20 protein-coding genes are annotated in these 21204 nt (G+C 64.5%); 9 read left to right on the forward strand and 11 right to left on the reverse strand.

Annotation, left to right across the window (positions count from 1 at the left end; genetic code table 11):
* Positions 1 to 199: 199 nt before the first annotated feature.
* The 3 genes from CAG22_RS21885 to CAG22_RS21895 are packed head-to-tail and all read right to left on the reverse strand — an operon-like array spanning position 200 to position 3798.
* Positions 200 to 1222: a histone deacetylase family protein gene (locus CAG22_RS21885; RefSeq protein WP_085706167.1), complete on the reverse strand. Its 1023-nt coding sequence runs from the start codon at positions 1220 to 1222 to the stop codon at positions 200 to 202.
* Positions 1222 to 2463, reverse strand: a complete 1242-nt coding sequence (locus tag CAG22_RS21890) for a Zn-dependent hydrolase (protein ID WP_085706168.1) — start codon at positions 2461 to 2463, stop codon at positions 1222 to 1224. Before CAG22_RS21890 ends, CAG22_RS21885 begins: the two co-directional genes overlap by 1 nt.
* A 30-nt stretch (positions 2464 to 2493) precedes the next feature.
* Positions 2494 to 3798 (reverse strand): MFS transporter, encoded by a 1305-nt coding sequence (locus CAG22_RS21895; RefSeq protein WP_025338598.1) that lies wholly within the window; start codon positions 3796 to 3798, stop codon positions 2494 to 2496.
* A gap of 291 nt (positions 3799 to 4089) precedes the next feature.
* Between CAG22_RS21895 and CAG22_RS21900 the strand changes: the two genes are divergently transcribed.
* The gene (locus tag CAG22_RS21900; RefSeq protein ID WP_085706169.1) at positions 4090 to 4998 is read left to right on the forward strand and encodes a LysR family transcriptional regulator; all 909 of its coding nucleotides are present in this window, start codon (positions 4090 to 4092) and stop codon (positions 4996 to 4998) included.
* An 88-nt stretch (positions 4999 to 5086) separates the two neighbouring features.
* Positions 5087 to 5482: a hypothetical protein gene (locus CAG22_RS21905; RefSeq protein ID WP_085619223.1), complete on the forward strand. Its 396-nt coding sequence runs from the start codon at positions 5087 to 5089 to the stop codon at positions 5480 to 5482.
* Between the two features lie 80 nt (positions 5483 to 5562).
* Here the strand turns inward: CAG22_RS21905 and CAG22_RS21910 are convergent, their stop codons facing one another.
* The 3 genes from CAG22_RS21910 to CAG22_RS21920 form a co-directional block, all read right to left on the reverse strand.
* A complete protein-coding gene (locus CAG22_RS21910) occupies positions 5563 to 5787 on the reverse strand; it encodes a type II toxin-antitoxin system Phd/YefM family antitoxin (protein WP_085706170.1) in 225 nt (74 codons plus the stop codon).
* Between the two features lie 243 nt (positions 5788 to 6030).
* Positions 6031 to 7137 (reverse strand): alkene reductase, encoded by a 1107-nt coding sequence (locus CAG22_RS21915; RefSeq protein ID WP_085706195.1) that lies wholly within the window; start codon positions 7135 to 7137, stop codon positions 6031 to 6033.
* A 30-nt stretch (positions 7138 to 7167) separates the two neighbouring features.
* A complete protein-coding gene (locus CAG22_RS21920) occupies positions 7168 to 8361 on the reverse strand; it encodes an MFS transporter (RefSeq protein WP_025338595.1) in 1194 nt (397 codons plus the stop codon).
* Between the two features lie 386 nt (positions 8362 to 8747).
* Between CAG22_RS21920 and CAG22_RS21925 the strand changes: the two genes are divergently transcribed.
* The 6 genes from CAG22_RS21925 to CAG22_RS21950 all read left to right on the forward strand — a co-directional run bounded on the left by CAG22_RS21925 (position 8748) and on the right by CAG22_RS21950 (position 14710).
* Positions 8748 to 9695: an IS110 family transposase gene (locus tag CAG22_RS21925; RefSeq protein ID WP_085706171.1), complete on the forward strand. Its 948-nt coding sequence runs from the start codon at positions 8748 to 8750 to the stop codon at positions 9693 to 9695.
* Between the two features lie 257 nt (positions 9696 to 9952).
* Positions 9953 to 10876 (forward strand): LysR family transcriptional regulator, encoded by a 924-nt coding sequence (locus CAG22_RS21930; RefSeq protein ID WP_085692048.1) that lies wholly within the window; start codon positions 9953 to 9955, stop codon positions 10874 to 10876.
* A gap of 86 nt (positions 10877 to 10962) precedes the next feature.
* Positions 10963 to 11760 carry an SDR family NAD(P)-dependent oxidoreductase gene (locus CAG22_RS21935; protein WP_025338593.1) on the forward strand — a complete coding sequence of 266 codons (798 nt, stop codon included), beginning with the start codon at positions 10963 to 10965 and terminating at the stop codon, positions 11758 to 11760.
* A 279-nt stretch (positions 11761 to 12039) separates the two neighbouring features.
* Positions 12040 to 13026, forward strand: a complete 987-nt coding sequence (locus CAG22_RS21940) for a zinc-binding dehydrogenase (protein ID WP_085706172.1) — start codon at positions 12040 to 12042, stop codon at positions 13024 to 13026.
* Between the two features lie 107 nt (positions 13027 to 13133).
* Positions 13134 to 13676, forward strand: a complete 543-nt coding sequence (locus tag CAG22_RS21945) for a WYL domain-containing protein (RefSeq protein ID WP_025338591.1) — start codon at positions 13134 to 13136, stop codon at positions 13674 to 13676.
* Positions 13677 to 13774: 98 nt separating this feature from the next.
* A complete protein-coding gene (locus CAG22_RS21950; protein WP_025338590.1) occupies positions 13775 to 14710 on the forward strand; it encodes a cyclase family protein in 936 nt (311 codons plus the stop codon).
* A gap of 257 nt (positions 14711 to 14967) precedes the next feature.
* On the opposite strand, the gene CAG22_RS21960 is transcribed toward CAG22_RS21950, so the two are convergent.
* Genes CAG22_RS21960 through CAG22_RS21970 form a run of 3 tightly spaced genes read right to left on the reverse strand, consistent with a single transcriptional unit; the run spans position 14968 to position 17276 of the window.
* A complete protein-coding gene (locus CAG22_RS21960; protein ID WP_025338589.1) occupies positions 14968 to 15744 on the reverse strand; it encodes an SDR family oxidoreductase in 777 nt (258 codons plus the stop codon).
* 33 nt (positions 15745 to 15777) lie between these two features.
* Entirely contained in the window at positions 15778 to 16092 is a 315-nt protein-coding gene (locus tag CAG22_RS21965) for an NIPSNAP family protein (RefSeq protein WP_013972037.1), read from the reverse strand.
* Between the two features lie 20 nt (positions 16093 to 16112).
* A complete protein-coding gene (locus CAG22_RS21970; protein ID WP_085706173.1) occupies positions 16113 to 17276 on the reverse strand; it encodes an iron-containing alcohol dehydrogenase in 1164 nt (387 codons plus the stop codon).
* Positions 17277 to 17542: 266 nt separating this feature from the next.
* On the opposite strand from CAG22_RS21970, the gene CAG22_RS21975 reads away from it, so the two are divergent.
* Positions 17543 to 18847 carry an MFS transporter gene (locus tag CAG22_RS21975; RefSeq protein WP_075044788.1) on the forward strand — a complete coding sequence of 435 codons (1305 nt, stop codon included), beginning with the start codon at positions 17543 to 17545 and terminating at the stop codon, positions 18845 to 18847.
* Between the two features lie 584 nt (positions 18848 to 19431).
* Here CAG22_RS21975 and CAG22_RS21980 read toward each other — a convergent pair.
* The gene (locus tag CAG22_RS21980; RefSeq protein WP_085706174.1) at positions 19432 to 20352 is read right to left on the reverse strand and encodes a LysR family transcriptional regulator; all 921 of its coding nucleotides are present in this window, start codon (positions 20350 to 20352) and stop codon (positions 19432 to 19434) included.
* A gap of 111 nt (positions 20353 to 20463) precedes the next feature.
* On the reverse strand, positions 20464 to 21186 hold the full coding sequence (locus tag CAG22_RS21985; RefSeq protein WP_085592760.1) for a hypothetical protein: 723 nt from the start codon (positions 21184 to 21186) through the stop codon (positions 20464 to 20466).
* Positions 21187 to 21204: the final 18 nt, after the last annotated feature.

Below are 21204 nucleotides of genomic sequence, written 5' to 3' on the forward strand. Positions count from 1 at the left end.
CCTGGCGCTGATGGGCTGCCTGCCCCGGCCTCTTCGCGGGTAAACCCGCTCCCACATGGCTCCCACCAGCCTTGAGGTTAGTGATATCCCTTTGGGAGCAACGGCCCTGCTGAAAGCCCTAGGGCGTCGCGATCCCTGTGGGAGCGGGTTCACCCGCGAAGAGGCCGGCAGCCATTCCTCGGCTGCCGGCCCCTGGCACTTATCGCCAGTCCGCCTTGTCGGCAAAGAACGCCTGCGCATTCGCCTCCAGGCTCTCCAGGTGATACCCCCCTTCCTGCACGATCAGGCACGGTAAGCGCATCGCCCGAATCCGCTCGCCCAATACCGCAAACCCTTCAGTCGTCACCGCCACCTTGCTCTGCGGGTCGAGTTCGTAGATATCGAACCCCAGCGACAACACCAGCACCTCGGCGCCAAAGTCCTTCACCGCTGACAGCGCGATTTCCAGCTGGCCCATGAAGTCCGCTTCGCTAGCCCCATGCGCCATCGGCAAGTTCAGGTTGTACCCCTCCCCCGCACCGCTGCCACGCTCGTCCGCGAACCCGGCCACACCCGGGTAGAAGTTGGTGGGGTCGCCATGCACCGACACATACAGCACATCCCGGCGGTCGTAGAAGATTTCCTGAATCCCCTGCCCGTGGTGCATGTCGGTATCGAGGATGGCCACGCGGCTGTAGCGGCTGCGCAAGGCCTGGGCAGCGACAGCGGCGTTGTTGATGTAGCAGAAACCACCGGCTGCATCGAAGCGCGCATGGTGGCCTGGCGGCCGGCACAGGGCATAGGCCGCCGGCTCGCCGTCGAGAATGGCCTTGGCACCGGCCACTGCGCTTTGCGCAGACCAATAGGCCGAGCGCCAGGTGTGTTCGCCTACAGGGCAGCTGCCGTCAGCCAGGTAGCGTCCGGCCTGGGCGAGGATGCCACGCAGGGCGTTGGGTTCACGCACGAAGATGTTGGACATGACCTCGTCGCCCCAGTCCTCGGGCACTTCCTTCCAGCGCGCATGGGCCTCTTCGAGGAAGGCCAGGTAGGCCTCGCCATGCACTGCCTTGAGCGGTTCGAGGCCGGCGTCCTCGGGCTGACGGATGTCGAAGCCCAGATCCTTGGCCGCCTGCAGCAGGCGCTGGGCGCGTTCGGGGACTTCCTGCGGGGTGCGCATGGCGCCGCGCGAGTAATAGCTGCGTGGGTGATGCAGCAGTTGTTCGGGGTGGAAGTAGCAACGCATCAGGCGTCTCCTTGTTCGATAAGGCCCGCGCGGGCCAGCACGGCATTGAGCAGTACATCGGCACCCTGGCGGGCGTCGTCGGGCAACACGTCTTCGGCTTCGTTGTGGCTCAGGCCGCCGACACAAGGGATGAACACCATGGCGGTCGGGCAGTAGCGGGCCAGCAGGATGGCGTCGTGGCCGGCGCCGCTGACGATCGACTGCTGGGCATAACCCAGGCCATCCACTGCCTGCTGCACGGCGGCTACGCAATCGGCATCGAATGGTGTGGCCGGGCTTATCCAATGGCGCTCGATACGCACCTGCAACCCGCGCTGATTGGCGATGGCTTGCAGCTTCAACGTCAGGTCGCGCTCCATCGCCTCGATGGCTTCATCCCGGTGATGACGCAAGTCGACGGTGAACTGCAGCAGCCCCGGAATGGTGTTGCGCGAGGACTTGGCGATGGACAGTTCACCCACCGTGGTCAGGCCTTCGGGGGCAAAATCGGCAGCCAGTTGCTCGACCGCCAGGATCATCCGTGCGGTGCCGTACAGGGCATCCTTGCGCAGCGGCATCGGCGTGGTGCCGGCGTGTGCGGCCATGCCTTCGACCCTGACGTCGAGCCATCGGATGGCCTGCCCGCCGCTGACCACGCCAATGGCCTTGGCGTTGTCTTCAAGGATCGGGCCTTGCTCGATATGCGCCTCGAAATAGGCATCGACCTGGCCGCCCAGCGGGCGCTGGCCGGCGTAACCGGTGCGTTGCAGTTCGTCGTTGACACTGATGCCATCGGCATCGCGAATGGCCAGCGCTTCGTCCAATGCCAGGGTGCCGGTGAACACCGCCGAGCCGAACATGGCCGGGGTGAATCGGGCGCCCTCCTCGTTGGTCCATACGGCGATTTCCAGCGGCTTGCGCGTCTGGATGTTCAGGTCATTGAGCCGGCGCACCACTTCAAGGCCCGCCAGCACACCGTAGACGCCATCGAAACGGCCGCCCTCAGGTTGGGTGTCGAGGTGGCTGCCCATCATCACCGGCGCTGCATCGGGGTCGCTGCCAGCACGGCGAGCGAACAGGTTGCCGATGGCATCCACAGTCAGCGTCAGGCCGGCTTCGCGGCACCAGTGGCTGAACAGTTCACGGCCAGCCTTGTCCTCGTCGCTCAGGGCCAGGCGGCAGCTGCCGCCACGGGCGGTAGCGCCAATTTCGGCCATGGCCATCAGGCTCGCCCACAGGCGTTCGCCATTGCTTTTCAACATGTGCGGGTACTCCAGAAAAAAGCGGTTCGATCAGGCCAGTTCCAGGCGCTGGCTGCGGGCGTACTGGCGCGCCAGGGCGAGCACGCAGACCAGCGAGATGGTGGCGATCAGGGTGTAGAACACCGCCATCGGCCACCATTGGCCGGTGAAGGTGTGGGCCAGCCAGGTACCGATCAGCGGGGTCAGGCCGCCCGCGATGGCGCCGCAGATCTGGTAGGCCAGGGAAATGGCGGTGTAGCGCACGCGGGTGTCGAACATGCCGCTGACGTAGCCGGCGATCACCGCGTAGAACGACGCCATGCACGCGGCGGCCAGGGCAATGCCGAGCACGATCAACGGGCCCTGGCCCGAGCTGACCAGCACGAACATCGGGTACGGCGAGGCCATCGCCAGCAGCGCGACCAGGGCCAGGAAGCGGGTGGCGCCGATCTTTTCCGATAGCCACGCGGCCAACGGCTGCACGCAGAACTGGATGATCGCCACGAAGAACAGGCACTCCAGGATCAACGAACGCTCCAGGTGCAACTGCTGGGTGGTGTAGCTGATCATGAAGGTGTTGGTGAAGTAGACCCCGGCAATACCCAGGGTATTGGCACCGATGCACAGCAACAGCGGGCGCCAGGCCGTGCGCAGCACTTCGAATACCGGGGCCTGCTCCTTGCGCCGGGCCTTTTCCGCCTGCTCGCGGCTGGCGATGAACTCGGGCGACTCGTTCACCCCCAGGCGAATCGCCAGGCCCACCAGCAGCAACAGCGCGCTGGCCAGGAACGGCACGCGCCAGCCCCAGTTCATCAGGTCTTCTTCCGGCAGGCGGGTGACCGCGCCGAAGGCCAGCAGCGACAGGATCAGGCCCGCCGGGCTGCCCAGCTGGGCGAACGAAGCGAAGAAGTTGCGCCGGCCCTTGGGGGCATGCTCACCGGCCATCAGCACCGCCCCGCCCCACTCGCCGCCCACGGCAATGCCCTGGACGATGCGCAGCAGGATCAGCAGTACCGGCGCACTGGCGCCGATTTGTGCGTAGGTCGGCAGCAGGCCGATGCCCACGGTGACGATGCCCATCATCAGCAAGGTGATGACCAGCGACTTCTTGCGGCCGATTCGGTCGCCTACGTGGCCGAAGACGATGCCACCCAGCGGCCGGGCGAAGAAGCCGACGGCGAAGGTGCCGAACGCGGCCATGGTGCTGAACAGGCTGTTGTCGGAGGGGAAGAACAGCGCGCCGAACACCAGGGCGGCGGCGGTGGCGTAGATGTAGAAGTCGTACCACTCGATCATGGTACCGATGAACGCGGCGGCGGCAGCACGGCGTGGCTGGGGGGAAGCGGTGGGCTTCACGGGGGCTCCTTTGCTTGTTGTTCTGGCAGGAGTTGTCAGGGGCACGGGGGCGCTCTTGTGGCGCTTGGCTTGTTGAATCGGTATTGGCTTCTTCGCGGGCTCGCCCGCTCCCACAGGTACTGCGCAGCATTCGAAACTTGTGGTGACCCTGTGGGAGCGGGCAAGCCCCCGAAGAGGCCAGCACCGACTCAGCAGGCCTCGATACCTGCGATTTATCGGCCCGGGGCTATGATTAGTCAATTTTCTATTTATTATTCGAAATATTAGCCCTGCTTATTATCGAGCCCTGCCATGCCCGACCGTCTGCTCAACGACCGCCTCGACTGGAACCTGCTGCGCACCTTCCGGGTCATCGGCCAGGAGCTGTCCATCAGCCGCACGGCCGCCCGCCTGCACCTCACCCAGCCGGCAGTGAGCCAGGCGCTCAAGCGCCTTGAAGAACAGCTTGGCCGCCAGCTCATCGCCCGCCGCGGGCCGCGTTTCGTGCTGACGGAAATGGGCGAGCAGCTGTTCCAGCTGGCCGGCGAGGTCTATGGGCAGATGTCGCAGATTGGCGGCTTGCTGGAGCAGCCGGCGGACGAACTGGTGGGCAAGGTACGCCTGCTGATGATCAGCCGTATCGTCAACGAACGCTTCGACGACTTCCTCGCCGACTTCCACCGCCAGCACCCGCGGGTGGAGCTGGAGATCGACGTGATGCGCAGCTCCGACATCGTCGCCGCCCTGCAGGAAAAAACCGCCACGGCGGGCCTCAGCCTGAACCGGCGGGCGCAGCCACGGCTGGAGCAACGGTTGTTCCTGCGCCAGCGCTATGCGTTCTTCTGTGGCAAGCACCATGCCCTGTTCGGCCAGGACGAAGGCGACCTGCAGCGGGAGAACTTCGTCAGTTTCACCAGTGACCAGATTGGCGGCATGCTGTCGCCACTGACCATTTTCCGCGACCAGCAAGGGTTTGCCGGGCGGATCGTGGCATCGTCACCAAGCCTTGAAGAAGTGCGCCGGCTGGTGATTGCCGGGTTTGGCATAGGTTGCCTGCCCGAGCATGTGGTGGCGCCGGATGTAGACGCCGGGTTGCTGTGGAAGCTGCCGCCGCAGGAAGGGATTGCCGATGTGGATATCCACCTGCTGTGGAACAGGGAGCAACGCTTCAGCAGCGCGGAAGAGGTGTTTATCGAGGCTTTGCAGCAGAGCCTTGACTGAACGCAGAGCTGGGGTCGGCGAGCACTGGACACGATAGTGGCCAATTAGTAGCATCCAGACCAACTGAACATTACGGACAATCTCAGTCATGGATCGAGCTACCGGGGTCATTCGACGCCCCATTCATCACCCCATCCGCCCCTTGATCACCTGGGAAGAAGCATGGAAGGGGCCCGACGAGGGCTTGATCCGCTGCTGGGAGATTGGCCGTGAGCGTGCTCTGGCCCAACCAGAACTTGCCCGGCACTGCGCCGATGGCGCTCTCCCGGTGCTAGGTTGGAAAGGTGGCCATGATCGCGCTTTGAAGAAACCGATGAAGTACGGTTCGTTCAAGTACCTGGCGCAATGGCAGGGCCTTCGCGGCGAGGATCTGTTCATCGATACGCGAACAGAGCTCACCCTGACCTGTAATCACACCGGCATGCTGACAACGTTCACACCGGACCAGGAAAAATACGCCAATGCTGTGATGCTGACGGAATAGCAACGAGGAACAGGGGTATTGTGAGCGAAGCTCATTCGTAGCGCGCGGCGTTTGCAGGATGGCTACACCGCTGATGATGTTTACCGGCCTTTTTCACCCAACCCCGACTTGGCCAGTTCGCTCAATTCGAGATCTTCCAAGCGGTCCATCATGGCCTCGTACAGTTCGGCCGGTACCATGTAACCCATCACGCGGTTGTGATTGAGCACGGCGACGGGCATACCCGCAGCGCCGGTCATCACCGCGGATGGGTTCTTTTTCAGTTCCGACACGCTTACGGCCACGTCAGCGAATATCTTTTGCATGTTTACACCCTCAATAGAGAGCCATATTTTGGTCCATATATAGGACACAAACAAGTCGTCGCTGCTCAAGCACAGAGGTGAGACACGACAGGCGAAAAGCCGTGTTTGTGGTAGATCGCCCAGCCCTTTGAATCCAACGCGGTGCATGGCACCGGCTGCGCCGGTGTTCGCGGCTAAAGCCGCTCCCACAGGGTCCCTGCTAACTCAATGAGTCATTTGCAGTTCCATGAGGAGCGGTCGGGGTCAGGCTGTTGCCAGTGCCGGGTAGTCGGTCAGGCCATGGGCATCACCGCCAAACAGCGTGGCCCGTTCGTGCTCGGCCAAGGGTGCATCCAGTTTCAACCGCGCCGGCAGGTCCGGGTTGGCCACGAATGGTCGGCCGAAGCCGATCAGGTCAGCCCAGCCCTCCTCCAGCGCGCGCCGTGCACGTTCGCCGGTGTATTTGCCGGCATACACCATCACCCCGGGGAACACCGCCCGCAGCTGTTGCTTGAAGTCCACCGGCATGTCCGGCGCGTCATCCCAGTCGGCTTCGGCAATGTGCAGGTAGCCGATGCCGATTTCGCCCAGGCGCTTGGCCGCTGCGGTATAGGTGGTGACCGGGTCGCCATCGACGCAGCCATTGAGCGTGGTCAGCGGCGCCAGGCGTACGCCTACGCGCTGGGCGTCGCCGGTGCCTTCGACCAGCGCACGGGTGACCTGGTCGAGGAAACGCAGGCGGTTTTCCAGCGAACCGCCGTAGCGGTCGGTGCGGTCGTTGGCGCCAGAATCGAGGAACTGGTTGACCAGGTAACCGTTGGCCGCGTGCAACTCGACACCGTCAAAACCGGCTGCCATCGCGTTGCGCGCAGCCTGGCGGTATTGCTCGATGATCTCGGCAATTTCCGCTTCGCTCAACGCGCGTGGTTTGGAGGCCTGGACAAAGCCTGGCGTGCCGTCGGCATTGTCGATGAACACGTTCACGCCTTCGGCCTGCATCGCCGAGGACGACACCGGTGCCTGGCCGCCGAGCAGGCTGCTGTGGCTGAGGCGGCCGACGTGCCAGAGCTGGGCGAAGATGCGCCCGCCTGCGGCATGTACCGCCTCGGTGACCAGGCGCCAGCCGTCGATCTGCGCCTGGGTATGGATACCCGGGGTGCGGGCGTAACCCTTGCCCAGTGGCGAGATCCAGGTGCCTTCACTGACGATCAGCCCGGCACTGGCGCGTTGTGCGTAGTACTCGGCCATCAGCGCGGTCGGTACATCGCCAGGCTGGGCAGCGCGGGAGCGGGTCATCGGCGGCATCAGCACGCGGTTGGGCAGGTTAAGGGCACCGAATTGCAGGGATTGGAACAGCGGATCTTGAGTCATCATGAGCATCTCCGTAAGGCGAATCAGGGGTCAGGCGCGGCTGACAACAGGTTGTGGCTGGGCAGGTACGCGGCGGTCGAGGCGGCCGCTGTACAGGGTCAGGGCCAGGGCACCGAGGGTGACCAGCGCGGCAATCCATGGGGTGTGACCGAGGCCGAGCTGTTGCACTACCTGGGCACCGCCCCAGGAACCACCGGCCACACCCAGGTTGAAGGCGGCGATGTTGAAACCGGCAGCCACGTCGACTGCGTCGGGGGCGACCTTTTCCGCCTGCTGCACCACGTACACCTGCAGGCCCGGCACATTGCCGAAGGCCACCGCGCCCCAGGCCAGTACGGTGATTACCACCAGCACCGGATGCGGCGCGGTGAAGGTCAGCGCCAGCAGCACAACGGCCAGCAGCAGGAAGATGATCGACAGTGCCTTGACCGGGCCTTTGCGGTCGGCCAGGCGGCCGCCCCAGATGTTGCCCAGGGCAACCGAAACGCCGTAGGCGAGCAGCACCAGGGCGACGCTGTTGGCGCCGAAGCCGGCGATGTCCTGCAGGATCGGGGCAAGGAAGGTGAAGGCGATCAGCGAGCCGCCGTAACCCACGGCCGTCATGGCATACACCAGCAGCAGGCGCGGTTGCAGCATCACCCGCAGTTGGCGCAGCAGCGGTGCCGGCTGGCTGTGCTGGATGCGCTTGGGCACGAACAGCAGTGCGCCGAGCAGCGCCACCAGGCCGAAGGCAGCCACCACCAGGAAGGTCACGCGCCAGCCGAAGTGCTGGCCGATGAAGGTACCCAGCGGGATACCGGTGACGAAGGCCACGGTCATGCCACTGAACATGGTGGCGATGGCGCTGGCGGCTTTTTCTTTCGGCACCAGGCTGGTGGCGATGATCGAGCCGACCGAGAAGAACACCCCGTGGGCCAGGCCGGTGAGGATGCGCGCCATGATCAGCGATTCGTAGCTGGGCGCCTGCCAGGCCACCAGGTTACCGGCGGTGAACAGCGCCATCAGGCCGACCAGCAGCAGCTTGCGCGGGACGCGGCCGGTCATGGCGGTGAGCAGAGGCGCGCCGATGGCGACGCTGAGGGCGTAAAGGCTGACCAGCAGGCCGGCCGAAGGCAGGGTGACCGCCAGGTCATTGGCGATGGTCGGGATGAGGCCGACGATCACGAACTCCGTGGTGCCGATGGCGAAGGCTGCCAGGGTCAGGGCTAACAAGGCGAGAGGCATTTGAGAATCACCTGTGGAAGGTTGGGATGGGTGAATTCTCGAGGGACGTGGGGATGGGAAAAAGGTGGGGACGGGACAATGAGTTTTGATTTGAAGGCAAAGGTTATCTTCAAGCTATTGCGAGCGGGTCAACTTTAATGTTCCAGCCTGCGCGGTCAGTTGTGGGAGCGGCCTTGTGTCTTGATGGGGGATTAAAATCTGGAGTGAGAGCGGTGAATGACAAGCTGAATGCCGCAGGTGCCATGAGCACGAGTGGGAGCACAAGCTGTCATTCACCGTTCCACTTTGGCGAGAGCCCGAACAGTTGGATGCGGCTCTGATCTCGAATCACAAGCGTGGGCCAAGCCAAAGTCCTCTCACAGTGTTGAGTTTAGGAGGGTTTGGTGATGGCGTCCTTCCTGGGTATTGATGTTTCCAGTCGATCACTCGATGCGCTGGTGCGGCCACAGGGCATAAAAATCCATGTGAGCAATGATCGGGCAGGCTTCGAGGAGCTGCAGCGAAGCCTTGGCGGGCGCAGTATCAAGCGCGTTTTGCTGGAGGCCACGGGCGGCTACGAGCGAGATGTCATGCATTTCTTGCAGGATGGCGGCTACAAAGTCATACGCGTCAATCCCAGGCGAGCCCGAGCGTTCGCAGAATCCATCGGCGTCAAAGCCAAGACCGACGCCATCGATGCCGAAGTACTGGCCCACTACGCTGAGGTCATTCCAGACCAGTCCACCCTGCGGATCAGCCCGGAACGTGCGCTGTTGCGGGAATTGCTGCAGCAACGTGATCGGCTGGTTCAGCAGCGTGATGACGATCTGAGGCGCCTGAAACAGGCGCAGTCCCGCGTGGTGTCCGACTTTCTGAAAGCCAACCTCCAGCACTTCAAATCGCAGATCAAGCTGGTTGAGCAAGCGATCAGCCAGCAAGCGGAAGCCCTGAAAGATGAACGGGTTACTCAGCTGGTCCAGGTCAAAGGCATTGGGCTGGTTACGGCGGGCAAGCTGGTAACGCTTCTGCCAGAACTGGGGCGTGTCGAGTCTAGAGAAATAGCCTCATTGGTCGGGGTGGCGCCCTTCAACCACGACAGCGGAAAATTTGTGGGCAAGCGCTCTATCTCAGGCGGGCGGTTTGAGGCCAGGCGATCGTTGTACATGTCATGCCTTGTGGCGATGAAGTACAACCCAGCACTCAAGGCTCGTTATGAGGCACTGCGCGAACGAGGAAAAGTTGCCAAGGTCGCTATCGTAGCCTGTATGCGGGTATTCCTCGTACGGCTCAATGCCATGCTCAGGAATGGCGAGCCTTGGCTGGATCTGGTCTTGCCACAGCCTAAGCGGACCTAGATCAGGAAACTGACGTAATTCATATGAGAGCGGGCTTGCCCACCAAGCCAATACCGCGCTGGATGGCACGGGCTTCGCCCGTGTTCGCGGGACAAGCCCGCTCCCACAGGTGACGCGCTAGATTTTAGAAATTGAGCAAGACAGTTGCTCCCACAATTGACCGTGTCCATCAACCCGACGAAGTGAACGCATGGCACGCTGGCAAGATCGAGACCTTCCAAGTCATAATTGTTAATAGTTAAGTCCCAGGAGGTCTCATGCAAGATCTACGTCAGTTGCGCTACTTCGTAGCCGTCGCCGAATGCGAGAACGTCGGCCGGGCCGCCGAGCAGCTGCATATTTCCCAATCCCCCCTCAGCCGGCAGATTGCCCAGCTGGAGGACAACCTTGGCCTGGCGCTGTTCGAACGGCGCAACCAGCGCCTGTACCTGACCAGGGACGGGCGCACCTTCCTGGCCGAGGCGCGCGGCCTGCTCAAGCATGCCGAGCGCCTGGAATCGCTGGGCAAGCGCCTGGGCCGTGGCGAAGAAGGCGGGCTGTGCATCGGTTACGTCAACCACGCCATCCACGCCGGCGTGCTGCCTGGCGCGGTGCGGGCCATTCGTGGCGAGCGCCCGAACATTCACATTGCGCTGTACAACATGACCCCCAACGAACAGTTCGAAGGCCTGCGTCAGCGCAGCCTGGACATTGCCCTGGTTTGCGAGCCGCCGCCAAAGAATGACCCCGACCTGCGCGGCCAACCGGTGCTGGACGACCCATTGCTGCTGGCCATCCCGGCCGCTCACCCGCTGGCCAGCAAGGCCGAACTGACCCCCGCCGACCTGCACGAACAGGACTGGATCATCACCGGTGGCCAACCCGACCAGGGCCACAAGCGTGACGATTTCATCGCCCGCTGTGGCGATGCCGGCTTCACCCCGCGCCTGTCGCTGGAGGCCAACGACCCGCTGAGCGTGCTCGGCCTGGTGTCCGCCGGCCTGGGCCTGGCCATGGTGCAAAGCAGCCTGTCGGCCAGCGCCGGGCCTACCGTGGTGCTGCGCCAGCTGGACTGGTTCCAGCCCAGCGAGCAGTTGTGGGCGGTCTGGCACCAGGTCGACTTGCGGCCGATCGTGGGCATTTTCCGCGAGCGGGTGCTGGCATTGGCCGAGCAAGGGCTTGATAAGTCCAACAAGGTCTGAACTCAGTCGAATTACGTCTTTTACAGTCTGACCGCGCTTCACTAGGATGGCTCCTATCGATGCAACTCACCCACAGGAGCCATTCCATGAACATCGACCTCGGCGGACGCACCGCCATCATCAGCGGCTCGACCGGCGGTATTGGTCTGGCTATCGCCCGCGGCCTGGCCCGCGCCAACGCTGACGTAGTCATTGCCGGCCGCAGCCAGAAGTCGCTGGATGCCGCCCTGGCCGAACTGCGCGAGCAAGGTGGCCGTGGGCAGATCCACGGCGTGGTCGCCGACCTGGGCACCGCCGCCGGTGCCGAAACCCTGTTCGCCGCCCACCCACGGGCCGACATCCTGGTCAACAACCTGGGCATCTACGACGACGTCGACTTCTTCGACGTGGCCGACAGCGAGTGGACGCGCTTCTACGACACCAACGTACTGAGCGGCGTGCGCCTGGCCCGCCACTATGCCCCGGGCATGGTCGAGAAAGGTTGGGGACGGATCCTGTTCATCTCCTCGGAATCGGGCATCGCCATCCCTGCCGACATGATCAACTACGGCGTCACCAAGGCTGCCAACCTGGCGGTATCGCATGGCCTGGCCAAGCGCCTGGCCGGCACCGGGGTCACCGTGAACGCAGTGCTGCCCGGCCCGACCCTGACCGACGGCGTGGCCGCGCTGGTGGCTGATGCAGCCCAGGCGTCCGGGCGCAGCATTCGTGAAGAAGCCGACAACTTCGTGCGTACCGCACGGCCGAGTTCGATCATCCAACGCGCCGCCGATGTCGACGAAGTCGCCCACCTGGCGGTGTACCTCGCCTCCCCTTACTCGTCCGCCACCACCGGTGCAGCGCTGCGGGTCGACGGCGGCGTGGTCGACAGCCTGGCTATCTGAATTCAACCCCGGCTACCAGGCAAAACAGCCTTGTCGAAACCCGGGGCTGAATGAATTGGGGCTGCTTTGCAGCCCATCGCAGGCAAGCCAGCTCCCACCGGAATTGCACAGGCTCCAGGCTGGTGCTGTACCTGTGGGAGCTGGCTTGCCTGCGATGGGCCGCACAGCGGCCCCGCTTTCTTGTCTTCCAGTCAAAACACCTTGCCATCACCGCACCTGTTTCCCCCGCCCGATCCCCGCTAGCCTGCCGCCCACACCCGTCTCGAAAGGACCCGCACCATGCCAACCGATCATCAAGCCTGGGCCTGGACCCCGAACGCCGGCCTCGACGGCCTGCAACTGCTGCGTAAACCCCTGCCACAACCCGGCCCCGGTGAGGTGCTGGTGGCCAACCGCGCCATTGCCCTCAACCCGGTGGACTGGAAAATCTGCGAGTGGGGCCACCCTGCCTGGCAGCAAGGCACGGTCCCGGGCGTGGATGGCGCCGGTGTGGTAGTCGCCGTTGGCGCAGGCGTCGACATGCCGTTGGGCAGCCGCGTTGCCTACCACCAATCGCTGGCGCGTGACGGCAGCTTTGCCGAGCACTGCCTGCTGGATGTCAGCCTGGTGATGCATATCCCCAGTGCGCTCGGCGACACCGCCGCGGCCGCCGTGCCCTGCCCCGCCCTGACCGCCTGGCAGGCCCTGGCCAAGGTGCCCGAAGGTGCCAGCCGCGACGTGCTGGTGATCGGCGCCGGTGGCGCGGTGGGCTTCTACCTCGCGCAACTGGCCGCGCAACGCGGCCTGCGCGTGTGGGCCAGTGCTGGCCGACGCCACCACGCCACGCTCAAGGCCCTTGGTGTGAGTGGGGTGTTCGACTACCACGACGCCGACTGGCAGAACCAACTGCAGGCCGCCCTGGGCGAGCGCCCGCTGCATGCCCTGTTCGACACCGTCAGCGGCGCCCATGCCGGCAGCCTTGCCCACCTGCTCGGCTACAACGGCCACCTGGTGTGCATCCAGGACCGCCAGGAAACCGCGCCAACGCCCGCCTTCGGCACGGCGATCTCGCTGCATGAAGTGGCGCTCAACAGCATTCATGCCCATGGCCGGTTGGCAGATCGCCAAGCCCTGCGCGTGGCCGGTGAACGCCTGCTGCAGGCCGTCGCCGATGGCAGCCTGATCGCGCCACAGCGCCGCGAGTTCACCTTCTCGGCATTGCCACAGGCTCTGCGGCAACTGAAAGAGGGCCAAGGCGCAGGCAAATGGGTGACGCGCCTCGACTGAACGCCGTGTGCGAGAACTTGGATCCCATTCTGCTACAAGGTATGCTGGGCAATAGCTAAACGCCACTACCCAGGCAGGCTTCGTGCCTGCCTTCAAGGACGAACCCTTTGCCCAGCCACCCTACCCGTCACACCATCGCCCGCCAGTGGCAGCTGCTCAAGCTGCTGCCCGGCCGCCACCCGGGGATGAGTTCCACCCAGTTGCAGGCCGCCCTGACAACCGTGGGCCATATCACCAGCAAACGCACCGTCGAACGCGACCTGGTCGAACTCGCGGCGCTGTTCCCGCTGCAGTGCAACAGCAAAGGCATGCCCTACGGCTGGTACTGGCAACCGGGCCTGAACCTGGGTGAGGCGCATCAGCTGCAGCCCGATGCGCTCACACCCCCGGAACAGGTCGAATTGCACGCCTGGGTCGATGATGCGCTGGCCCGGCGCCTGGAAGCGGCGCCCCTGTCGGCAGATATGCAACTGACGCTGCAAGCGGACGGTGGCGCCACCCTGGTAGCCACCGTCGACGACAACCGTGCGCTGATGGGCTGGCTGCTGTCCCAGGCCGGCTCGATCCGCGTGCAGGCGCCGCAGGCACTGCGCCAGGCCATGCTCGAACAGTTGCGCCAGAGCCTGGCGCTGCACGAGGGTGGTTGTTGACCGGCAAGCAAAAGTCATTGTCCCCCGGGCCGCTTTTTCCCATAGCTGGCCCTGCGCAGAATCTGCTCCTGACAACGCCTCACTATCAGGAGTACCCGATGAAACGCTTCAAGCCCCTGCTGCTCGCCGTCGCCCTGGCGACCACTGCCCAGGCCACCCTGGCCGCCGACTGGCAGACCTCGCCCTACGGCAAACAGGATGAAATCGGCGCCGCCAACCTGCTCACCCCCGAAGTGGTCAAGCAGGCGGTCGGCCTGGTCAAGACCGGCAAGACCTACCCGCTGGCCGTACCGGTGAGCAAAGACCTGCCGGCCTTCCGCCACCGCAGCTTCCACCTGTACAACATCCAGCCTGGCGAACAGGCCGGCCAGACCCTGGGCCGCAACAAGTTCAGCTTCAACGATGAACTGGTCAACGGCTGGACCGGCGTCGGCACCCAGCTCAACGGCATCGGCCACATCGGTATCGACAACGTCTACTACAACGGCAACAAGGCTGCCGACTTCGTCACCGTCGAAGGCGTGACCAAGCTGGGCGTGGAAAAAGTACCGCCAATGGTCACCCGCGGCGTGGTGCTGGACATGACCGCTCACTACGGCAAGGCCATCGTGCCGGGCGGCACCTCGTTCACCGTCGACGACATCAAGGCCGTGCTCAAGAAAGAAGGCATTACCCTGCGCAAGGGTGACGTGGTGCTGTTCAACACCGGTTGGCTGGAACTGATCGGCAAGGACAACCAGCAGTTCCTCGCCACCGAACCGGGCATCGACCTGCCGGCGGCCGAGTGGCTGGCTGACCAGGGCATTGTCGCCTTTGGTGGCGATACCTGGGCTTCGGAGGTGTACCCGAACCCGACCGGTGAAGAATTCCCGGTCAACCAGTTCATGCTGGCCAAGCGCGGCATCTACAACCTGGAGCTGATCGACACCCGCGCGCTGGTGAAGGACAAGGCGTTCGAGTTCCTGTTCGTGCTGGGCCAGCCCCTGTACAAGGGCTCGACCCAGGTGAACATCAACCCCGTGGCGATTCACTGATCGCCGCGCCTGAAGGCTGACACGGTACCTGTGGGAGCGGGTTCACCCGCGAAGAAAGCGACACGGTGCATGGCACCGGCTTCGCCGGTGTTCGCGGGCTTGCCCGCTCCCACAGGAACCGCGCATTTTCTGAGCCCCGCGCCAAACCTGTGGGAGCGGGCAAGCCCGCGAAGGGCCGCAAAGCGGCCCCAATTTGCCTAACTGACCGGGATTAGGGTTCACCCGCTCCCACAGGTGCCTACGTTCAGTCAGGCGATTCAGAACGTACCGGGGAACGCCCCGCCATCGATCAACAGGTTCTGCCCAGTGATGTACCCGGCATGCGCACTGCACAGGAACGCGCAGTAAGCGCCGAACTCGCCGGCACTGCCAAAGCGAGCCGCCGGGATGGCCTTGCGTCGCGACTGGGCGGTGGCTTCCACATCGCCACCTGCCGCTTTCAAGGTCTTCTGCAGGCGCGCCGTGTCGAACGCCCCAGGCAGCAGATTATTCAGCGTCACGTTGCTGCCCGCCAGGCGCTGCTGACGGGCCAGGCCAGCGATGAAGCCGGTCAGGCCACTGCGCGCACCATTGGACAAGCCAAGAATATCGATCGGCGCCTTCACCGCGCCGGAGGTGATGTTCACCACCCGGCCAAACCCGCGCTCGGCCATGCCATCGACCACCGCCTTGATCAGCTCGATGGGGGTAAGCATGTTGGCGTCCAGTGCCTTCAGCCAGTCCTCGCGGCCCCAGTCGCGGAAGTCGCCCGGGGGCGGGCCACCGGCATTGTTGACCAGGATATCCACCTGCGGGCAGGCTGCCAGCAGCGCCTGGCGCACCTCGGCGTCGGCGACATCACCGGCCACCGTGCGCACCTCGATGCCCGGGCAGGCCGCGCGCAACTCGGCTGCGGTCTGCTCCAGGGTGGCCTGGGTGCGGGCATTGATGACCAGGTTGACGCCTTCTTTGCCCAGCGCCTCGGCGCAGCCTTTGCCCAGGCCCTGGCTGGCCGCGCAGACGATGGCCCAGCGGCCGGTAATGCCTAGATCCATTGGGTTGCTCCTTGATGCAATGCAGTTACAGGGTCACTGGATCGGCGAAAACGCGGCAGGCATCAACAGCTTCGATTCCATCCGCACCAGCATCGGGAAGGCCACGGGGATGAAACGCTCCAGCCAGTCCGCATCGCGGTACAGGGCGGCGCGGCGCTCGATGCGGTCGTCAAGGCTCTCGTAGGCCCAGATGTGCACCACCTGGTTCAGTTCGCCAATCTCGGTGTACCACCAGCCCACCAGCTTGGCGTAGCGCGAGATCACCGGCAAGCCTTCCTTTTCGAAGTGCTCCAGGTATTGCTTCATCTTGCCGATGTGCAGGGTGTAGGTACGCATTTCATAGAACATGGTCGTGGTTCCGTAAAGGTTCAGAGGTTGCCGTGGTAGGCGTCGGTGATCAGGCGCTCGACATCGCGCGCGGTGGTCAGGCGTGGGTTGACGAGCACGTTGCCGCTGCGCATCGAGTCGCTGACCATCTGCGGCAGGAACTCCAGGTCCACGCCCAGTTCACGGATGGTCGCGGGAATGCCGATGGCCTGGTTCAGGGCCGCCACTGCATCTACCGTGCGTGCCGCGGCCTGCTCCACGCTGAGCCCGGTCACATCGGCGCCCAGGGCAATGGCGATGTCGCGGAAGCGCTCCGGGCAGGCCGGCAGGTTGAACTTGATCACGTAAGGCAGCAGGGCGGCGTTGGCGATGCCATGGGGGATGTTGAACACCCCGCCGAAGGTGTGGGAAATGGCATGCACGTTGCCCAGCTTGGATTGCGAGAACGCTACCCCGGCCAGGAACGAGCCCAGCAGCATCTGCTCGCGGGCCGCCATGTCGGTGCCGACGAAGTAGGTTTTTTCCAGGCTGCCGGCAATCATGCGAATGGCCTGCAGGGCCATGGCCTGGCTGATCGGGTTGGCATGGCGCGACACATACGACTCGATGGCGTGGGTCAGGGCATCCATGCCGGTGGCGGCGGTGATGGCCGCAGGCAGCTTCAGGGTCAGTGCCGGGTCGAGGATGGCCAGGCGCGGGAACAGCCGCGGGCTGACGATCACCGTCTTGAACAGCGTGCGCTTGTTGGTGAACACGGTCGACGCCGTGCATTCGCTGCCGGTACCGGAGGTGGTCGGGATGGCGAAGATCGGCAGCGGCGGCTGGGTCAGTTTGTCGTAGCCCTCGTAGTCGAGGATGTTGCCAGGGTTGGTGGCCATCGCCGCCACGCCCTTGGCGGTGTCGATGCTGCTGCCGCCGCCCACGCCGATCACGGCGGTGCAGTTGCGCTCTTTCAGCAGCGCCACGGCAGCGTCGAGCACGTCGGTGCCGGGGTTGGCTTCAACGGCGCAGAACAGCTGGTAGTCGATGCCCGCCTGCTCCAGCGAGGCGAAGAAGCCGGCCAGGATGCCAGCGTCGATCAGGCCCTGATCGGTGACCACCAGCAGGGTGCCGTCCACGTACGGCTTGAGCAGCGCACCGGCCTGGTCGGCCAGGCCCGCGCCACATTTGGCAATGGTGGGGAAATGGAACTGGAATTGGCTCATGAGGGGTCCTCAGGCAACTGCGTTGTTCTTGTTGTGCCCGCCGTGACGCTGGCGGGCCGTGCCGGGGCAATCTAGAGCGCGGGCCAGGGCCGCCGATAATGAAAAGAGCTGATCCGCCAATAACCACTGCTTATCCCCTGCCTGGGTAATAAGCAGGCGTTATTGGCGGATCAGCTCTTTTCATTACCTGCACTGCCGGCAGCGCTCCAACAATCGGCCTGCGTAGTTGCTACGCCTCCCGATAATCACAACAACGAGCTCCTGCGATGAAGACCATCCCCTCCCCGGCCGACCTGGCGCTGCCCGCTGCGGCCCCGATGACCACGGTGCGCTGGCGCATCTTCCTGATCCTGTTGCTGCTGACCGCAATCAACTACATCGACCGCGCCTCGCTGTCGGTGGCGCTGCCGCTGATCGCCCCCGAATTCAACCTGACGCCGGCCATGGAAGGGCTGATGCTCAGTGCGTTCTTCTGGTCCTATGCCTTGATGCAGATCCCTGGCGGCATGCTGCTGGACCGCTTCCACACCCGCGGCATCATTGGCGCGGCAACTGTGGCCTGGGGCCTGTTCCAGGCACTGGGCGCGGCCTCGCACAACTGGCTGGTACTGCTGCTGACGCGTATCGGCCTGGGCGTGGCCGAGTCGCCGATCATGCCCGCCGGGGCCAAGCTCAATGGCGCCTGGCTGACGCCTAACGAACGAGGCCGTGGCGCGGTGCTGGTGGATGGCGGCGCGCCGCTGGGCAGCGCCCTGGGGGCGATCCTGATTTCCGGGCTGATTGCCTGGCTGGGTTCGTGGCGGTTGGCCTTCGTGGTGGCCGGGGTCGGCACCGTATTGGCCGGCATCCTGGCGTGGAAGTACATCCGCAACCACCCCAGCGAGCACCCGGGGGTGAACGAGGCCGAGCTGCGCCACATCACCGAAGGCAACGCCAGCGCCCATGCCGCGGCAGCCAAGGCCAGGCTGCCGCTGCGCGAGCTGCTCAAGGACCGTTCGATCTTTGCCATGTTCGCCGGCTACAGCTGCATCCTGGCAGTGTTCTACGGCCTGCTGACCTGGATGCCGAGCTACCTGCACAAAGCCCACGGCCTGAACATCTCGGCCATGGGCGGGGCGACCTTCCTGATCTTCATGTGCGGGTTTGTCGGCGAACTGATCGGCGGCTGGATCGGTGACCGCTGGCGGGCCAGCGGTGCCTCGCCGAACCTGGTGATGCGCACCATGTTCAGCGGTTCGGCGCTGGTGGCGGCGCTGTGCATCCTGGCGGCAGCCTATGTGGGCGAGACCGTCGCGGTGATCAGCCTGCTGTGCGTGGCGATGTTCTTCATCCGTTGGTGCGGGATGTACTGGTGCCTGCCGGCGATCATCGGCGGGCCGTCGCGCACCGGCGTGCTGGGTGGCACCATGAACTTCTGCGGCAACATGGCCGGAGTGCTGGTGCCGATCGTGATCGGGCTGATCGTGCAGTTCACCGGGGATTACTTCTTTGCGCTGATCTTCTTTGTGGTGGCTGCGGTGTTGATTGCGGTGTTTTCCAGCTTGATCGATTACCGCGAGCGGCAGTTCTGAGACCTAGATTGCGAGATCCCTGTGTGGCTTCAGCCGCGAACACCGGCAGAGCCGGTGCCATCCACCGCGTCGCCTGCTTCGCGGGTGAACCCGCTCCCACAGGTACGGCGCAGGCCTCGGGCTCACGCTTTACCTGTAGGAGCGGCCGTGGCCGCGAACACCGGCGTAGCCGGTGCCATCAACCGCGTCGCCTGCTTCGCGGGCTTGCCCGCTCCCACAGGTACGGCGCAGGCTTCGGGTTCACGCTTTACCTGTGGGAGCGGCCGCGAACACCGGCGTAGCCGGTGCCATCCACCGCGTCGCCTGCTTCGCGGGTGAACCCGCTCCCACAGGGACGGCGCAGGCTTCGGGCTTGCGCTGTACCTGTGGGAGCGGCTTCAGCCGCGAACACCGGCGCAGCCGGTGCCATCCACCGCGTCGCCTGCTTCGCGGGTGAACCCGCTCCCACAGGGACGGCGCAGGCTTCGGGATCACGCTGTACCTGTAGGAGCGGCCGTGGCCGCGAACACCGGCGTAGCCGGTGCCATCCACCGCGTCGTATTCTTCGCGGGTAGACCCGCTCCCATAGGGGGCCGCAACAGGGCTCAACCGGCCGTAAGCTCCTCCACCAGCAACCGCGCCGCCGGCGACAGCGGCGCTGCTACCCGGTGCACGATCCCGAACGGCTCGCTCAGTGCCCGCAGTTGCACTGCCAGCGACACCAGCAACCCGCGCTGCTCGGCAAAGGCCGCCACGGCGCTGGGGATCACCGCCACCAGCGTCGGGTCGTCTTCCAGCAGCATGAAGGTGGCAAAGGTGGAGAAGGTTTCCAGCGGGTAGCGTGGCACCTCCACCCCCGCCTCGCTCAATTCACGCTCCAGCGCCTGGCGCATTGGCATGTTCGCCGGGTAGACGATCCAGCGATACTGGCTCAGGTCGCCAACTTCCAGCGCCGCCGCACCGGCCAGCGGGTGCTGCGGGTGCGCGACCACCGCCAGCGGCTCCTGGGCCAGTTCGACAAAGGCGTAGTCCGCCGCGTTGCGGCCCAGCCCTGGCCGGCAGATGGCCAGGTCCAGGCGCCCTTCATCAAGCTGGGCCAGCAGGTTGGCACTGGTGTTCTCGGCGATCTCCACCGCCAGTTGCGGCTGCTTGCGGCGCAACCGCCCGAGGGCGCCGACCAGGGTCGGCATGGCACCCATGATGCTACCCACCGCCAGCCGCCCACCCTGGCCCTGGACGATGCCAAGCACCTCTTCGCGCAAATGCCCCAGGTCACTGTGAATCAAGCGCGCATATCGCATCACGCAACGGCCTACGTCATTGGCCACCAGGCCGCTGGGCAGGCGCTGGAACAACGGCACACCCAGCACCTCTTCCACCTCGCGCAAGGCCTTGGTGGCCCCGGGCTGGGAAATCGCCATGGCCTCCGCCGCCTTGTGCAGGGAGCCGCAACGGTCCAGTTCGATGAGCAGGCGTAACTGACGCAGGCGCAGGCGGGAAAAAATGGAGTCCAGGGAGGGGATCATCGGGCAGGCTCGGCATGGGTCTTGTAATGCCGAGCACTATAGAGGGTTGTCAACGGGCGATTGTTGAGTTTACGGCAAATGTCCTTTGCCCTGAAGACACGCCCGGCAAGCTCACGCCACGCGCCGACGCGACAGGCAGGCATACCCCAGGCCCAGCACGCTGGCCGCCAATATGCCCAGCAGCACTATCAGCTCGCGGCTGTAACGGGCCACCCAGGCCGGGAAACCGATGACCTCGCGGTAAACCTGTATGTCAGCCTTGCCATCGGCGTGACTGATGCTGACCCCGCCCTGGCGGATCTGCGAGTAGTCCGCATCGAAATACACCCATACCTTGCACGCGCCACCCGGCTCGATGACGGGGATGTCCGCTTGCATGGTGGAGGTTTCCAGGATGGTGTCATTGCCAGCTGCATCGCGCACCTGCACCAGGCCTTTCGCCGGCAGGCGGATTTTCACCAGGCGCACCTGCGCATCACCGCTGTTGCGCAGCTCGATGAGCAGACCGGTACGGTGGTCGACCAGCCCGGCCTCGAAGGGCTTGGCGAACAACTGGGCATACGGCGCCTGGGCCATTTCGATCAGCCGCTCGACCTGATCGTGGCTCAACCCGCCCTCGCTGATGGCATTGATACGCCCCTGCAACTGCTCGTACTTGAGCTGCTCGCTGGCTTTGGTGATGCGTTCGCTGAACTGGCTGGGATAGGTGAGGTAGGCATAGGTCAGCGATGCCTCCAGGCGCGGGTTGCCCCTGAGCAACCCATAGGCGGCCAGCAGGACCATCAGGCCAAGCAGCACGGCTACGAGGAGTTTCCCCACCTTGTCCCAGCTCAATGCGAACTTCCTTCTGTC

The organism is Pseudomonas sp. B8(2017), assembly GCF_002113575.1.
GTDB lineage: Bacteria > Pseudomonadota > Gammaproteobacteria > Pseudomonadales > Pseudomonadaceae > Aquipseudomonas > Aquipseudomonas putida_Z.

Coding starts and splice junctions, on each gene's coding strand:
- CAG22_RS21885 (WP_085706167.1), bottom strand. CDS start 1,222: ATGCGTTGCTACTTCCACCCCGAACAACTGCTGCATCACCCACGCAGC.
- CAG22_RS21890 (WP_085706168.1), bottom strand. CDS start 2,463: ATGTTGAAAAGCAATGGCGAACGCCTGTGGGCGAGCCTGATGGCCATG.
- CAG22_RS21900 (WP_085706169.1), top strand. CDS start 4,090: ATGCCCGACCGTCTGCTCAACGACCGCCTCGACTGGAACCTGCTGCGC.
- CAG22_RS21905 (WP_085619223.1), top strand. CDS start 5,087: ATGGATCGAGCTACCGGGGTCATTCGACGCCCCATTCATCACCCCATC.
- CAG22_RS21910 (WP_085706170.1), bottom strand. CDS start 5,787: ATGCAAAAGATATTCGCTGACGTGGCCGTAAGCGTGTCGGAACTGAAA.
- CAG22_RS21915 (WP_085706195.1), bottom strand. CDS start 7,137: ATGACTCAAGATCCGCTGTTCCAATCCCTGCAATTCGGTGCCCTTAAC.
- CAG22_RS21920 (WP_025338595.1), bottom strand. CDS start 8,361: ATGCCTCTCGCCTTGTTAGCCCTGACCCTGGCAGCCTTCGCCATCGGC.
- CAG22_RS21925 (WP_085706171.1), top strand. CDS start 8,748: ATGGCGTCCTTCCTGGGTATTGATGTTTCCAGTCGATCACTCGATGCG.
- CAG22_RS21930 (WP_085692048.1), top strand. CDS start 9,953: ATGCAAGATCTACGTCAGTTGCGCTACTTCGTAGCCGTCGCCGAATGC.
- CAG22_RS21935 (WP_025338593.1), top strand. CDS start 10,963: ATGAACATCGACCTCGGCGGACGCACCGCCATCATCAGCGGCTCGACC.
- CAG22_RS21940 (WP_085706172.1), top strand. CDS start 12,040: ATGCCAACCGATCATCAAGCCTGGGCCTGGACCCCGAACGCCGGCCTC.
- CAG22_RS21950 (WP_025338590.1), top strand. CDS start 13,775: ATGAAACGCTTCAAGCCCCTGCTGCTCGCCGTCGCCCTGGCGACCACT.
- CAG22_RS21960 (WP_025338589.1), bottom strand. CDS start 15,744: ATGGATCTAGGCATTACCGGCCGCTGGGCCATCGTCTGCGCGGCCAGC.
- CAG22_RS21965 (WP_013972037.1), bottom strand. CDS start 16,092: ATGTTCTATGAAATGCGTACCTACACCCTGCACATCGGCAAGATGAAG.
- CAG22_RS21970 (WP_085706173.1), bottom strand. CDS start 17,276: ATGAGCCAATTCCAGTTCCATTTCCCCACCATTGCCAAATGTGGCGCG.
- CAG22_RS21975 (WP_075044788.1), top strand. CDS start 17,543: ATGAAGACCATCCCCTCCCCGGCCGACCTGGCGCTGCCCGCTGCGGCC.
- CAG22_RS21980 (WP_085706174.1), bottom strand. CDS start 20,352: ATGATCCCCTCCCTGGACTCCATTTTTTCCCGCCTGCGCCTGCGTCAG.